General features: G+C 44.0%; 12 protein-coding genes. 1 reads left to right on the top strand and 11 read right to left on the bottom strand.

Annotation, left to right across the window (positions count from 1 at the left end; genetic code table 11):
• Positions 1-8 precede the first annotated feature (8 nt).
• The 11 genes from murG to RM544_RS11915 all read right to left on the bottom strand — a co-directional run bounded on the left by murG (position 9) and on the right by RM544_RS11915 (position 12,424).
• Positions 9-1,118 (bottom strand): undecaprenyldiphospho-muramoylpentapeptide beta-N-acetylglucosaminyltransferase, encoded by a 1,110-nt coding sequence (gene murG / locus RM544_RS11965; RefSeq protein WP_311362023.1) that lies wholly within the window; start codon positions 1,116-1,118, stop codon positions 9-11.
• A complete protein-coding gene (gene ftsW / locus RM544_RS11960; RefSeq protein WP_311362022.1) occupies positions 1,111-2,406 on the bottom strand; it encodes a cell division protein FtsW in 1,296 nt (431 codons plus the stop codon). Before ftsW ends, murG begins: the two co-directional genes overlap by 8 nt.
• Complete coding sequence (gene murD / locus RM544_RS11955) at positions 2,399-3,799, bottom strand: UDP-N-acetylmuramoyl-L-alanine--D-glutamate ligase (protein WP_311362021.1); 1,401 nt, start codon at positions 3,797-3,799, stop codon at positions 2,399-2,401. The genes ftsW and murD overlap by 8 nt, the downstream gene beginning before the upstream one ends.
• Complete coding sequence (mraY, locus tag RM544_RS11950) at positions 3,800-4,888, bottom strand: phospho-N-acetylmuramoyl-pentapeptide-transferase (protein WP_311362020.1); 1,089 nt, start codon at positions 4,886-4,888, stop codon at positions 3,800-3,802. It abuts the gene before it with no gap.
• Positions 4,882-6,291 carry a UDP-N-acetylmuramoyl-tripeptide--D-alanyl-D-alanine ligase gene (locus RM544_RS11945; RefSeq protein WP_311362019.1) on the bottom strand — a complete coding sequence of 470 codons (1,410 nt, stop codon included), beginning with the start codon at positions 6,289-6,291 and terminating at the stop codon, positions 4,882-4,884. The genes mraY and RM544_RS11945 overlap by 7 nt, the downstream gene beginning before the upstream one ends.
• On the bottom strand, positions 6,288-7,883 hold the full coding sequence (locus tag RM544_RS11940) for a UDP-N-acetylmuramoyl-L-alanyl-D-glutamate--2,6-diaminopimelate ligase (protein ID WP_311362018.1): 1,596 nt from the start codon (positions 7,881-7,883) through the stop codon (positions 6,288-6,290). The genes RM544_RS11945 and RM544_RS11940 overlap by 4 nt, the downstream gene beginning before the upstream one ends.
• A complete protein-coding gene (locus tag RM544_RS11935; protein WP_311362017.1) occupies positions 7,870-9,675 on the bottom strand; it encodes a peptidoglycan D,D-transpeptidase FtsI family protein in 1,806 nt (601 codons plus the stop codon). The genes RM544_RS11940 and RM544_RS11935 overlap by 14 nt, the downstream gene beginning before the upstream one ends.
• Entirely contained in the window at positions 9,665-9,997 is a 333-nt protein-coding gene (gene ftsL / locus RM544_RS11930; protein ID WP_311362016.1) for a cell division protein FtsL, read from the bottom strand. The genes RM544_RS11935 and ftsL overlap by 11 nt, the downstream gene beginning before the upstream one ends.
• Positions 9,994-10,932, bottom strand: coding sequence for a 16S rRNA (cytosine(1402)-N(4))-methyltransferase RsmH (gene rsmH, locus RM544_RS11925; RefSeq protein WP_311362015.1), 939 nt, complete (start codon positions 10,930-10,932; stop codon positions 9,994-9,996). The genes ftsL and rsmH overlap by 4 nt, the downstream gene beginning before the upstream one ends.
• A complete protein-coding gene (gene mraZ / locus RM544_RS11920) occupies positions 10,929-11,387 on the bottom strand; it encodes a division/cell wall cluster transcriptional repressor MraZ (RefSeq protein WP_311362014.1) in 459 nt (152 codons plus the stop codon). The genes rsmH and mraZ overlap by 4 nt, the downstream gene beginning before the upstream one ends.
• A gap of 272 nt (positions 11,388-11,659) precedes the next feature.
• Complete coding sequence (locus RM544_RS11915) at positions 11,660-12,424, bottom strand: SapC family protein (protein WP_311362013.1); 765 nt, start codon at positions 12,422-12,424, stop codon at positions 11,660-11,662.
• A 373-nt stretch (positions 12,425-12,797) separates the two neighbouring features.
• Here RM544_RS11915 and RM544_RS11910 point away from each other — a divergent pair, with 373 nt between their 5' ends.
• A complete protein-coding gene (locus RM544_RS11910; RefSeq protein WP_432264484.1) occupies positions 12,798-14,006 on the top strand; it encodes a dipeptidase in 1,209 nt (402 codons plus the stop codon).
• The last annotated feature ends 17 nt before the right edge of the window (positions 14,007-14,023 follow it).

Raw genomic sequence — 14,023 nt, 5'->3', positions numbered from 1 at the left:
TATCTCGATTACTCACTATTCTTCCTTAATCCTTCTTGTATACAAGCTTGCGCAACCCGTTGGGTGGCATCTTGTATACTTAACTGTCTGGCGTTGCGACCTATCGTTTCAATTTTGCTCGGATCCGATAGCAAATTCTCTAGGCTATCTTCAAGTTTTGTAGAGAGCGATTTCTGTTGAATTAAAATGGCCGCGTCATTGTCACTAAGAGATCTCGCATTGTAAGTTTGATGATCATCGACAGCAATTGGTAAAGGGACAAAAATGGCACACGAAGCAGACGCTGCAACCTCTGCAACGGTTAATGCGCCCGCTCGGCAAATGATAATATCCGCACTCGCAAAAGCGCTTGGAATATCATCAATGAATTCCTGCACCTCAAAACTAGATGCGGTTAATTCGCTCTCATTGCCTGCGCTATGTTGAATTGAATCATAAGCAATACGTACTGGCTCAGCTTTGCCTTTGCCAGCTTGATGAATAACTTGCAATGGATATCGATTCGCCAAATTGCCGAGTACTGCAGGTACAATTTGGTTCAAAGCTAAGGCACCTAGACTGCCACCCACTATCAGAATACGAAACGGCGACGTTGCATTTTGCTTGTTAATATCGAAAAATTCAGCGCGAACCGGATTGCCAACAAACACGCTGTTGTTGGGTGCTTTTGATTTAAAATCAAACCCACAAAACACCCGCTTAGCAATTTTTGCTAACCATCTGTTGGTCATGCCAAATACCGCATTTTGTTCGTGCACCAACACTGGTATTCCTAGTGTCCAGGCGGCAATACCACCGGGACCACTGGCAAAGCCACCCATGCCCAATACGGCTCTGGGTTGAAGTTTACGCAGATGTGAACGCGCTTGGAGCACCGCAGATAAAAGCATGAAAGGCGCGCTTAACTTGGTTATTAAGCCTTTACCACGAACGCCCTTTACATCGATAAAATGAATTGGAAAGCCATGCTGAGGAACCAGAGTTGCTTCAATTTTCTCGGCTGTGCCGAACCAAGCAACTTGCCAACCTTGAGATTGCATTTCATGAGCAAGCGCTAAACCCGGAAAGACGTGTCCTCCTGTACCGCCGGCCATGATAACGAGTAAGGGCCTATTCATCGTCGACGACCTTGGTTCTTCGGGTTTTTCTGGTTTTACTGCCATCACTTAAGGTCGCTTTTTGTTGTGTGGCTTTACTACTGCCTTTTGCTTTGTTTCCTCGCTTTAGTGCTTGAACACCATCAACACGAAGTTCAAAATCAATTCTCAATAAGATGGCAACCGCTATAGACATCACTATCAGTGAAGAACCACCATAGCTGACCAAAGGCAGTGTTAAGCCTTTAGTTGGCAATATTCCAGAGCTCGCCCCCACGTTCACTGCGGTTTGGAAACTAAACCAAATACCAATACCATACGCTAAGAACGCATCGAAAGGCCGATCTTGAGACATCGCTTTGTTGCCAATCTTTAAAGCAATGGCAACCAAGCTTAAAATCAGTGCTAGCACCACTAACACGCCAACATAACCCATTTCTTCAGCCAGTATTGCCATGATAAAATCGGTATGTGCTTCTGGGAGAAACTCGAGTTTTTGTAGACTATTTCCCAAACCTTGGCCAAACCACGAACCGCGCCCGTAAGCCATCAAAGATTGCGTGAGCTGATACCCAGATCCAAACGGGTCTGCCCATGGATCAAGAAAAGCCGTAACACGCTTTACTCGATAAGGTTCAAACAAGATAAGCGCCACAACCGCTAGCACGCCAGTGAATACCAAACCAAAAAACTGCCATAACTTTGCACCGCCCAAAAACAACAGACCAATTGTGGTAGCAAACATCACAATCACCGTGCCGAGGTCAGGCTGATTTAACAATAAAAGCGCAAGCAAAAAGAACACCGCCAAGGGCTTGATAAAACCTTTGAAATTTTCCGTTATTTCCTCATAGCGCCGCACTAAATAACCGGCCAAGTAACAGAAGAAAAATAATTTTGCAGGTTCGGCAGCCTGGATAGTAATTGGTCCAATGACAATCCAACGTGTACTGCCGTTAACGGTGCGCCCAATAATCAGCACCGCAATCAGCAGGCCAATGGCAAACAGGAGTAAGTAAGGGTTTGCAACCCGCCAGAAATTCATAGGCAAGTTCAGTACGATCATTGCGGCAATCACTGCTAAGCCAATGTAGATAGCATGTCGAATCGCGAAATAAAAAGGATTATCGTGCAGGCGTTCCGCAATAGGCATTGATGCTGAAGTCACGATGACAAAACCAATAGCAAAAAGCGTGAGTGCAATCAGTACTAATGTAAGATCGTAGGGACGTATCTGTGTCGTTTCATCATGCTTGGCGGCGAACAACGCTGACAGGCGATTATCTTGTTTAAATTCTGCATTAGCCATTTGCCACATTCCTCTGTGCTTCTTGCTCCAATACCGCCTTTCTGAAAACGTCACCACGCTGCTGATAATTCGCAAACATATCCAAGCTTGCACAAGCGGGAGACAAAAGCACCGTAACCTTTTCTGCAGATGACTGACTGGCATGGCTTGCCGCTATAGATACCGCAGCTTCTAGCGTGTTAACTACAATCGCTGACGGGCACAAAAGAATAAACTGTTTGGCGTCTTTACCAAATACAATCAGCTGATTGACTCGATTATTTAGTGCTTCTTTCAAGGGATGTAAATCAGTCCCTTTGGCATCGCCACCTGCCACCAAAATAAGTTCATCATGCGTATTCTCAAAGCATTTCAAGGCCGCTAGACAAGCGCCAACGTTGGTAGCCTTGGAGTCATTTATCCACGTGATTTTACTATTTTGAGAGACTAGCTCAAAACGATGGGCAAGGCCTCCGTATGTTTTTAATGCTTCGATAGGGTTGCAGAGGTCAATGTGGAGATGATGACAAATTGCCAACACCGTCATTGCATTAATGTAGTTGTGAGCACCCACCAACTTCATATCATTCACGTTAAACAAAGCCTGTGCCGCTTGCTCACTATTGGAATGGTGTAAGACAGCACCGGTCTCTTGGTCTAGGTAAAAATTGGCCACTGGATTATCAAGACTCACTGAAGCACTAATCTTTTTTTGATTCGCAGGCATACTGGTATCTTCACCAAGATTGACCACGATAGCTTCTGTCATATCAAAGATCGTTTGTTTTGCTACTTTGTAGTTTTCGAAACTACCATGACGATCAATATGATCTTCGGTAATATTTAAGATGGTCGCCACTTCTAAACGCAAACTTTGACAGACTTCCAACTGAAAACTAGAGAGCTCAAGAACGATGAAGTCGAGTGTATCGCCATTCTCTTTTGGGTAATCAAGTAGCAAATCGAGGGCACATTTACCATAATTCCCTGCTAACTCAATATGCAAACCAGCTGCGCGTAAACATTCACCGAGCATATCGGTAACAGTGGTCTTTCCATTTGAACCGGTTATGCCGATTAATGGCGTTTTGTTAAATAAGGCAAACAGCTCAATATCACCAATCAGTCGACCTTGCTTGCTTTTGTAGCGTTCGAAACAGATCTGATGTGGACTGACACCGGGGCTAAGGATCACCCAATCAAACGAAGATAAATCCATATCATCGCGGAAGCCAAGAATTGAAATGCTTCCAGCGCTATCCGGCATATCTGCCAAGATTTGATTGGCAAGATCTTCACGTTTATCAATCACCGTGACATTTGCTGTTTTAGAAAGCAAAAAACGGACGCAAGCGCGTCCGGTGATGCCATAGCCCACAACAGCGATAGACTGATGTGCGAGATGAGGATTCATTTAACGTAACTTCAATGTTGCCAGTCCGATCAGGACAAGAATTAATGAAACGATCCAGAAGCGCACTATCACCCTTGGTTCAGGCCATCCCTTCAATTCATAATGATGATGGATAGGTGCCATTCTGAAAATACGTTTGCCACGCATTTTGAACGATCCCACCTGCAGAATCACCGACAAGGCCTCAACCACAAAAACGCCGCCCATGATAATAAATACAATTTCTTGCCTAACTAAAATTGCCAACAATCCTAAGGTTGCACCAAGAGATAAGGAGCCAACATCACCCATAAAAACTTGTGCTGGATACGTGTTAAACCATAGGAAACCCAAACCTGCACCAACAATGGCTGTTGATACAATCACCAGTTCACTGGTCATGGGGATAAAGGGAATATTCAAATAAGCAGAGAAATTAATATTGCCGGTAACGTAAGCAAAGATAGCAAATGCCCCCGCGACTAAAATAACAGGCACAATCGCCAAGCCATCCAACCCATCGGTTAAATTCACTGCATTACTTGTACCGACCAAAGCAAAATAAGAAATAATGATGTAAAACACACCTAGCTGTGGCATGACATCTTTGAAAAAAGGCACCAACAATGATGTCTCTGCTGGGATATCTGGATTAGCCGTATAGTACAAAAAGAAGGCAACACAGATAGCAATAGCGGATTGCCAGAAGTATTTCCAGCGCGCAATCAAACCTTTCGGGTCTTTACGCACAACTTTTCGATAGTCATCAACAAAGCCAACTAAACCATAGGAAACGATGACAACTAGTGTTACCAACACATACTTATTGCTTAAGTCAGCCCATAGAATAACGCTTGTCACTATTGCTGCCAAAATCAGTAAGCCACCCATGGTAGGTGTACCCGCTTTGGAAAGGTGACTTTGCGGACCATCATCACGTACCGTTTGACCAATCTGCATATTCTGGAGCCATCGAATCATCTTTGGTCCAATCAGAATTGCGATCAATAGCGCGGTTAAGGTGCTGAGAATTGCGCGCAGGGTGAGATATTTGAATACACCAAAACTAGCATCAAATTGCATTAGCCAATCGGCTAGCCAAATTAACATGCTATGCGCTCCCTACGCCTTTCGAACTTTCCCACAGGGCTTTCCTCGATTGCTTTCACGACTAATTCCATTTTTGAACTTCTTGAGCCTTTCACTAAAATACTGATATCACGTTGCTCGTAGAATAAATTTTCATTAAGCATGTTCACTAACGCTTCTTTGTCATCGAAGTGGAAGCCATTTTCGTCATAGACTGAACTTGCGCACTGGCTCAATACACCAAGAGAATAAATCGATGTAATCCCCTTTGATTTAGCATACTCTCCCACTTGTTCATGATAGTAACGGGCTTTGTCTCCGAGCTCAGCCATATCCCCTAGTACCAAAACTCTGTTACCTGGAAACGTTGCCAATAAATCAATTGCAGCATTCACCGACGCAACATTGGCATTGTAAGTATCATCCAATAAGCGAATTTGATTGGTCAGTTGTTTCACATTTAAGCGACCACCAACTTCACGCATATTAAATAAACCCAACTGCACATCTTCTAAGTTTGCACCTACATTTATCGCTAGAGCAGCAGCAAGTAGTGCATTACCCACATTGTGTGTACCCGGAATGCTCAAACGGATAGCTGCTCTGCCGGTTGGACAAACCAGTTCAAATTCAGCACAACCATCCATCCCCATAGCAATGTCTTCAGCGCGATAGTCGCCTTCATCTGATTCAGGAGAAAATGTCTGACAGTTAAGGTGAGAGGTTTTGCCTTCCCAGAATGCATAGAATTGGCTATCTTTGTTCAACAGTGCCGTACCGCTTGTTCCTAAGCCTTTAAAAATTTCACTTTTTGCTCTAGCGACACCAAATAAACTGCCAAAACCCTCGAGGTGAGAAGCTGCAGCATTTACAATCGTAGCAACGTCGGGCTTGACTAAGTTGGTGGTATAAGCGATTTCCCCTAAATGGTTTGCGCCCATTTCAATGACAGCATATTCGTGTTGTTTCTCTAAGCGTAATAGAGTGAGAGGAACGCCGATATCATTGTTAAAATTACCCTTGGTAGCTAATACTTTGCCCTTTACTGATAAAATGGAAGCAACCATTTCTTTTACTGTTGTCTTCCCACTACTACCAGTGATACCCACCGTTTTCGGGGCAACCATCTCTTTTACTGCAGCGCCTAGTTTTCCAAGTGCGGTCTTTGTGTCGTCAACCATAATGGTGGGTAAAGGACAATCCACAGCTTGACTCACAATGACGGCCGCAGCCCCTTTTTCAAGGGCTTTGAATAAATGGTCATGAGCATTATGATTAGGCCCAACAAGTGCGATGAATAAATCACCGGGCTTGAGCTCTCTTGTATCAGTACTCACACCTTTGATATCTAGCTCTTCGACACTTTTTGTATTTAACGTGCCTTCTACTTTTTCAGCAATCCAAGATAATGAAACGGAAATCATCCTTTTAACTCCAAGGTTAATTGGTTAACGTATTCCCTCTCGTTGTAATACTCGCGCACTGAGTTTAACTCGAGGTATTCTTCATGGCCCTTACCCGCTACCAAAACCAAGGCATCATTTTGGCTGTTCAAAAAGGCTTCCCTTATTGCGGTTTTTCTATCTAGTTCTATTTTTAAATTTGATTTGCCCTGCATGCCTTGCATGATGTCGGCAACAATATTCTCTGGTGATTCACTGCGGCTATTGTCTTGAGTCAGTACTATTTCATCTGCCCACTTTTCAGCAATGCGCCCCATCTGCTCTCGCTTAGAGTTGTCGCGGTCACCACCACAACCAAAAATCACAGTCAGGTTTCCTAAGGCATGCTGTCGCGCAGCCATTAAAGCTTGCTGTAATGCATCTGGGGTATGTGCATAGTCGACGATGATATTTGCATGTTTACGTGACTCAAACACTTCCATTCTGCCCGGAATACCGCGCAAATGCGCAATGGCAGAAACCAACTGTTCGAAATTCAAACCTTGCATGAGCAGGGCTGTTAAAGCTGACAACAAGTTAGCAATATTGAACATACCAATCAGAGGCAAGCTGATTGATGCTTCTCCCCAACTGGATTCAATTTCGAAAGCGCATCCGTTGGGTGTAAATCTTAAAGTTTTCGCGATGCAATACTTATAATGGTGAGGATGTGATGAAAACTCAGCAAACAAAGAGGCTTTATCACTTGCTTTGATAGAACATAAACATACCGATAAATGCTCAGGTAGTTCAGCAGCCCACTGTTGACTTTCGTTGTCATCTGCATTGAGAACGACACAGCGCAAACTTTCTTGTTTTAATAGTTTGCGTTTAGCTTTGGCATAGGCTTCTAGTGTTTCATGATAATCCAAGTGATCTTGGGTCAAATTTGTAAACACTGCAGTATCGACTTTAAATCCACTTAAGCGATTTTGATCAAGACCATGAGATGATGCTTCTATGCAAATTCGTTGGCCACCATGATGTTTTACGAGATGTGTAAAGTGGTGCAGAGAAGCAACATCCGGAGTCGTATTTATTGTTTCTGCCAGTTTTCTGCCGGTATGTTGAGACTCTTTTGTATATAGACTGACGCCCATAGTACCGATAGTGCCAGCCGCCTCTTCACATGCTGCCGATAACTGCGCGCACAAATGGGTTACCGATGTTTTGCCATTGGTACCGGTTACTGCAATCGTTTGTAACTTACTTGAGACGTGCCGATGGAAAGCGCTGCAAATAAACCCAGATTGTCTAGGTAGCTCAAAGAAATGGATGATCAGGGCTTCGCCCATCGCATCAATCTCACCGTGCATTTCTGTTTTATCGGTATTCGCTAGAACTAGCTTGGCGCCTCTCTCAACGGCATCACGAATATACTTTCTACCATCTTCTTGAGTACCAGCTTGAGCGATGAATAATGAATGCTCATTGACTTCTCGACTATCCAGCACGATATTGGAGATATGCAGGTCAGCGAGTTTTAGGTCGTTGTGCTGATCATCCGCCGCAATGTCAAAAATCGCCAGTACTTCGGCGATTGGGCGGGTCGTTAATGGATTATTGAACGTCATCTGGACCTCCAACAAACATATTCGCGATGGTACTGTCATCGTCAGGCGGCACATTCAACATTTGCAGAGTACCTGACATAATCGCTGAAAACGTTGGTGCTGCGGTATCGCCAGAGTGATATAAATCTCCACCAGGCTCGTTAATTAATACAACGACTGCAATCTGGGGATCAGAGACCGGCGCGATACCTGCGAAAATATTCACGTACTCTTCGCCATAGCCACCCGCAACAGCTTTTCGACTTGTGCCGGTTTTACCTGCCACTCGATATCCAGGTACGCGTGCTTTGATACCTGAACCGCCCTCTTGCGTCACGCTTTCCATCATCTCGATAATAGCTTGCGCATTCACAGGGCTGATCACTCGTTCTGGTAGTTCCAGAGCCTGCTCATCACTTTTTATAATCGATAAGGGCATTTTCACGCCGCCATTAGCGATGGTGGCGTACATTCTTGCTAGTTGGATAGTTGTGACGGAAATATTATAACCGAACGATAATGAGGATAACTCATGCTCAGACCAGCGCGAACGCTCGTGAAAAATACCGTTCGATTCGCCAACCATATTCGTGCCGGTGTCGCTCATTAAGCCCATGTTGTAATAAATATCCATCAGGAAATTTTTATCAACCGACAACGCAAGTTTTGACGTACCCATATTGCTCGATTTTTTAATGATTTCTTGCAAACTGAGCTTTCCATAGTTACGCGGATCTTCAACTCTGCTGCCACCTAAACGCATCCAGCCTGGTGAGGTATCAATAATTGTGTCGGTTTGCGCCGTACCATATTCAAGAGCGGCTAGCACTGCGAGAGGCTTAAGTGATGAGCCGGGCTCGAATGCATCAGTAATCGCGCGATTACGCAAACGATGGTTCGACACTGTTTTTCGATTATTAGGGTTGTACGATGGCGTATTAGCAATGGCGAGTATTTCACCCGTATGCACATCAACCACCACCACTGACGCCGAAGCAGCTTTGTAGTATAAGGTCGCTTCTTTGATTTCACGGTAAGCAAGAGCTTGAATACGCTGATCGATGGTCAGCGTTAAATCTCCCGCTTTTTCACCTTCTTGTTGCTCAATGATTTCAACTTGCCGACCTTTCGCGTCACGACGAATCTTACGTTTATCCGGTGTGCCCGTTAACCAGTCATTATATAGCTTTTCTATGCCTTCAATGCCCTTGTCATCAACATTAGTAAAGCCAATGACATGAGCGGACACTTCACCGGTTGGGTAATAACGTTTTGATTCGTTACGCAAATAAACACCTGGGATAGCAAGCTCTTCAACATACTTTGCCATAGCCGGTGTCACCTGGCGCTGGATATATACAAAGCGTCTTTTCGGGTTACTGACCTTTTTGTAAAGGCTTTCTACATCCCTTCCGAGTACCTTTGCTAACGCTTGGAAACGTCTCTCGTCTAAGGGTTCTGTTGTATCAGTCTCACTGTCATAGGCGTTAACAACCTTAGGATCAGCCCAGATTGCTTTAGAAGGCACGCTGACTGCGAGTTGTTCACCATGGCGATCGGTAATTAAGCCTCGATAACTTGGATTATCTCGAACCCGAATAGTACGGTTGTCACCTTGCTGAATAAGCACGTCAGGCTCAATCACCTGTATATATGCAGCTCTTGTGGCAAGTGCAAAAAACACCAAGAATACGCTAAACAATACCGTTAAAAAACGCCATTGCATTAACATGGGAGAGATATTTTGTTTCGCTTGGCGATCTTTACTGGAACCTCTTTTCACAGTCGAACGCCTATTCGCGTTAGCTGCCATTCGGTTTTCCTCGTACTAGAACTTCATCTTCAGGGCCAGGTCGGCGCATGTTTAGTTTTTCACTGACCAGTTGCTCAATGCGGTTGTGTTCAGTTAGCGCACTTTGCTCTATCACTAAGTGACGCCATTCCACATCTAAAAAGTCTTTTTCTTGAATGAGTTGTTCGTGAGCAATGGAAAGCTGGCGATTATGATGGGCACTCAAAACAACTGCGATCGCAGATGCGATGACAGCAATAAATAGCACCAACTTAAGCAGGTTGCGTCCTAAGTCGGCGGTCATCAATAGCAATAGATTGAAGTTGGTACTAGGCATCTTCATAATTTTTCCGCCACTCTTAATACCGAGCTACGAGATCGCACATTTTGTGCAATTTCCTCGGCGGAGGGTTTCATTGCTTTGCCTACGCCTTTCACCACTTTATCAGCGTCGATTTCGGCTTGCGAAATAGGTAAACCATGCGGAACGACTTTGCCTTTGCTCAGGCCTCGTATAAATCGCTTAACGACGCGATCTTCCAAAGAGTGAAAGCTAATGACAGCTAACCTTCCACCGCTCTTTAACACTTTGACAGCACCTTCTAAACCTTGGTTCAATTGATCTAGCTCACCATTAATAAATATGCGTACACCCTGGAAACTTCTTGTTGCAGGATGTTTAAACTTATCTTTAACGGGTACTGCTTTATCAATTAACGCGGCAAACTCTGCGGTGGTTTCAAGTGGCTTTATAACTCGTTGCTCAAGCACTGCATGGGCAATTCTTTTACCAAACTTCTCTTCACCGTAAGTTTTAAGTACCGTCGTGATTTCATCTAAATCAGCTGTGTTAAGCCAATCAGCGGCACTGATACCGCATGAACGGTCCATCCGCATATCGAGAGGACCATCTTTTTGAAAGCTGAAGCCTCGAGAGGCATCATCTAGTTGTGGAGACGAGACCCCAATATCCATTAACACACCATCTATCTTGCACATCAACTCAAGTTCGTTGACCACGTCTATAATGTTTGAAAATGCTACATGGTGAATACTGAATCTGGGATCATCGCGAAAACGCAAAGCAGACTCTATCGCTGTATCGTCGCGGTCAAGCGCAATTAGGCGTCCTTTGCTAGATAAATGCTTTAAAATCTCGGCGCTGTGACCGCCACGCCCGAAGGTCGCATCGATATAAATGCCGTCTGGCTGAATGTTTAGGCCAGATATGGATTCTTGTAAAAGTACCGAACGGTGGACAAAAGTCTCTTGGGTCATAGTGAGAAATCCTGAAGACGTTCCGTAAGCTCGAATTGACCTTGCTTTTCCGTTTCAATGTCTTCAGAGATTTGTTTCTGCCAAACGTCGGCATCCCATATTTCGAACTTATTCAATTGACCTACCAACATGATTTGTTTATCGAGCGCAGCGTGCTGGCGTAAAGTTGGTGCGATCAGTATTCGACCGCTTTTGTCCATCTCACCTTCCATCGCATACCCTAAAAGTAGGCGTTGAAGACGACGTTCTTGAGGATTAGTACTAGAAAGCTTACTCAGTTTAAGCTCAATTTCTTCCCATTCGGGAAGTGGGTAAAGTAGCAAACAGTTTTGGGAAGTATCAATCGTACAGACCAGCTGTCCCTGGCAATCATCCAACAGCGACTGACGATACCGTGTAGGTATCGTTAGCCGACCTTTGCTGTCCAGATTAATTGCGTTAGCGCCGCGGAACATTCCCCTAGCCTTTTATTTTTATTGTTAGCTCATATTTATTATTTTTATTTTTATTAGCTGGTTGCACTTGACTGAAAAAACCATTTTTCGCCACTTTGACCCACTTTTGACAGTTTATGTACCACCATGCCCCCCTGTCAAGCTAATTTCGTGTAAAAATGACAATTAGTCCTTTTGCCATAACTGTACATAAACACAGGCCTAGGCCAGAATACAGACACAAAAAAACCACCCTAAGGTGGTTTTTACTATGCTTATTAGTTGCTTACATTTTAAGCATCTGCTTTAGCTTCTTCACCTTCCTTCGGCACTGGACGAATTTGCACAGTACGAATAGGTTTGTCACTTTTGTTCGATAGTTCAACTAAACGATTCAATTGAGCAAGAGACATCATCAAAGCGTACATTGCGCCAAGGAAGCCTGCTTTATGAAGTTCTACTACAACAGCATCATCTAAGCCATTTAACTTCTTCTCATCAATGCTCATGATACCAGTTACGTTACGAGCAGTGCCGTCTTGGTACTGAATACCAATTTGGATCTGTTCTAACAAATCAAGCTCTACAACGCGCTTAATAAAGCGCTGGTTCAGCATTTCGCTGTTTGCTAGTTCTGCTAAGAACTGCTGACGATTCTTCAAGAAATCAGTCGGCTCACCGGCTTCGGTAAATAAAGCTTCACCTTGCTCAGCAACTAAGTGGCTGTTTTCATCAAAGAAAACACCTAAGTGTTCGCCGTCAGGACGAATGTCAAATGGGTAACGTTGAATATTCAAAGGAACATGAGGTCCCTGCCACTTGTCTTCTGCCCAAAACAAATTTTTGTTCTGGTCAAGACCCAGCATGGCAACTGTGTGAACGTTTTTGTTGCTAGGATCTTCAATGAAAACCACTGGCATCGTTGACGCTAGTTGAGCAAATTCACGAATTGTCGCTGCTGCCAAATGTGTTTCTTTTGAAAAACCAAGGTCCAACTGAGGAAGGATCTTTATATCTTGGTGTTTATCTTTATCTAAAGGAATGTAGTTAATAGCCATGTTGTTATATTTCTCTTACTTAAGTTTTTTATGCGGCCAATTTTATAAAGTAGCGCTGCACGTTTGGGTTATGAAAGCAGAACGACTGCATTCATAACGATGAAAATTCGTATTTACCGACACACTCACAAAAGCCGGTGAGCGGCAACAGCAAAACAAGCATTATTGCGTAAACGGCGCTCGATGTCACTGTGTAACTTGGTTTTACAAAACACAATCGCATGATTAGAATCAACGCTATGTGAATCAATAATTTACGCGTGAGTAAGCCGGCGAAATTTGTTCATCATTGAGTAGCTCAAACTTGCCAACGATGATAAATTAAACAACGATACGCCAAGGCTAATCTCATTTATTCAATAAGGGACTCAAGATGCATTTCAAACCAACTACCATCGCCATGTTACTTTCGATGTTCAGCCTTAGTGCTTGTAACGCGACACAAACACCAACAGAGAATCATGCTGAGGCTGCGAAACGAATTACACAACAAAATATTATTGTCGATGGACATATAGATGTGCCCTATCGCATACAAAATCAATGGGTAGATGTGACAAAAAGTACTTCAGGTGGCGATTTCGACTATCCTCGTGCAGTTGAGGGCGGGTTAAATGCCCCGTTTATGTCTATCTATGTCCCTGCCAGCTTAGATGACTCACCTGAGTCCACCGCCTTAGCTCACCGACTAATCGACTATGTTGAAGCTATAGTGGGTCGCGCACCAGACAAGTTTGCATTGGCTTACAGCGTTGAAGATGTCGAAAAAAACTTCCTCGCTAATAAAATTTCATTGCCGATGGGCATGGAAAACGGCTCACCGGTTCAGGGTTCGCTAGACAACCTCAACACCTTTTACGAGCGCGGCATTCGCTATATCACCCTAGCACATAGCCAAAGCAATCATATTAGTGATTCGTCATATGATTTGCGTCGCCAATGGAAAGGCTTGAGTCCATTTGGCAAAGAGCTCGTGGGTGAGATGAATAAGCTTGGTATTATCATCGATATTTCGCATGTGTCAGATGATGCCTTTTATCAAGTGGTTGAATTAAGCAATGCGCCAGTAATTGCCTCTCACTCATCGCTACGTCAGTTTACGCCAGGGTTTGAAAGAAACATGGATGACCAAATGGTGAAGGCATTAGCTGAAAATCAGGGCGTTATCATGATTAACTTCGGATCAGGCTTTGTCAGCCCCGTTGCGAGAGCTTGGCGCGACAACCGCACAGAACAAACTAAGAAGATAGCGGCAACCTTTGGTCAAGACAGTCAAGAACTAGCTGATTTTATTGAGAAGTATAATACCAACAGTCCGTACCCTTTCGCGACGCTTGAGATCGTTTTAGATCACATTGATCACGTTGTTAACTTAGTGGGTATCGACTATGTCGGCATAGGCTCTGACTATGATGGCGTGGGCGACTCATTGCCAGTCAACCTCAAAGACGTGTCAGACTTCCCTAATTTGGTAGAAGGTTTACTAGATAGAGGCTATAGCGAGAGTGACATTAAGAAAATCCTTAATGAAAACGTATTAAGAGTTTGGCGCGAAGTTGAAAAAGTAGCTAGAGAGTCGTAACAATCAAAGAGCGTGAG

Origin of the sequence: Brumicola blandensis (genome assembly GCF_031846165.1) — a bacterium.
Classification (GTDB): Bacteria; Pseudomonadota; Gammaproteobacteria; order Enterobacterales; family Alteromonadaceae; genus Glaciecola; species Glaciecola blandensis.
Note: the sequence above shows the minus strand (reverse complement) of the source record. Positions and strands in the feature narration are given on the sequence as shown.